At 44.5% G+C, this 1,566-nt stretch carries 2 protein-coding genes; both read left to right on the forward strand.

What is annotated here, in order from left to right; genetic code table 11:
• The coding region (locus tag A3729_RS16585; RefSeq protein ID WP_304439728.1) for a proton-conducting transporter membrane subunit at positions 1–836 on the forward strand (836 nt) is incomplete at its 5' end.
• Positions 833–1,566 (forward strand): proton-conducting transporter membrane subunit (locus A3729_RS16590; protein WP_304439729.1); only part of this gene is annotated, 734 nt, incomplete at its 3' end. The genes A3729_RS16585 and A3729_RS16590, both read left to right, overlap by 4 nt.

A 1,566-nucleotide genomic window follows, 5' to 3' on the forward strand; every position in this document is an offset into this window, starting at 1 on the left:
CATTACATATGTGGCTTCCTCCCGCTTATACCCATGCGCCCTCAGCTGTTACCGCGTTTTTGGCCAGCACAGCGACTAAAGTTGCAGTGTATGTGATGATTCGTTTCATCTTTACAATATTCGGGGCTGACCATGTTTTCACCGATATGGGCATGGATCTAATTTTGATGGTCTTGGCTGTCGTCGCAATTTTCAAGTGCTCTTACATGGCAACCGTGCAGAGCAACGTTAAAACAGTCCTTGCTTATAGTAGTGTTGCGCAAATTGGTTATATGATTCTCGGACTGAGCTTAGTCAGCGTAACAGGTTTGATGGCGGGACTTATCCACATATTTAACCATGCACTCATGAAAGGAGCTTTGTTTATGGCCGTCGGTGCCGTCTTTTATCGCGTAGGCTCTGTNGATATAAAAGCGTTCAGAGGTTTGGGCAAACACATGCCTTTAACCATGGCGGCATTCACAATTGCTGGCCTGAGTATAATCGGCGTACCGCTCACCGTTGGTTTTGTAAGTAAATGGTATCTGGTGACAGCAGCGCTAGAACAAAATCATTGGGTACTTGCTGCACTTGTACTTGCTGGCTCATTGTTAGCGGTAATCTATATTGGCCGGGTATTAGAGGCTGCGTATTTCCAAAAACTACCAGAATCACAAAACCCTAATAATATTAAAGAAGTTCCCTGGCTAATGCTGGCTCCGATGTGGGCACTTGTATTGGCAAACATTTATTTTGGTATCGATACAAGCTTGACTACCGACGCTGCAAATAGCGCATCTCAATGGTTATTCCAGAATACAACCTTAAGTATTAATGCTCAGGAGGTTTCTCCATGAACCTCTGGCAAGGTATTGAGCCATCACAGCTGATCACCCTCTCGATTCTTGTACCTTTTATTGGTGCGTTAATCGTTATCGCAACAGGTAAGAACCCAAACATCAGAGAGGCTGTCACATTAAGTACAGCAGCTATCTTATTCTCTATCGTATTAGCAATTACCGACTATACCTTTCAGGGTGTTGCCCTTAAGCTTGATGTTATCGACTTATTTCCAGGTCTTGGGATCAGCTTTGAAGTTGAACCCCTTGGCGTACTTTTCGCTATTGTAGCGAGCTTCTTGTGGATCATTACCAGCATCTACGCGATTGGTTATATGCGAGGCCACAATGAAGAAAACCAAACTCGATTTTTCTGCTGCTTCGCACTGGCGATCAGTTCCGTTATGGCAATTTGCTTCTCAGGCAACCTGCTAACACTATTCATATTTTATGAAGTATTAACACTGTCAACTTACCCACTAGTAACACATGCTGGGACTGAAGCAGCCAAGCAAGGCGGCAGAACTTACCTCGGCATCTTGCTTAGTACATCAATCGCATTTTTACTCTTTGCTGTCTTGGGTACTTACAGCTTAACAGGCACATTGGATTTCCAAGCAGGTGGAATTTTTGATAATTCACACAGCAAGGCCGTCCTTAGCGTTCTACTCGTTCTATTCTGCTATGGCATTGGTAAAGCAGCCATTATGCCTTTCCATCGCTGGCTACCTGCCGCAATGGTTGCGCC

It is taken from the genome of Oleiphilus sp. HI0043 (genome assembly GCF_001634935.1).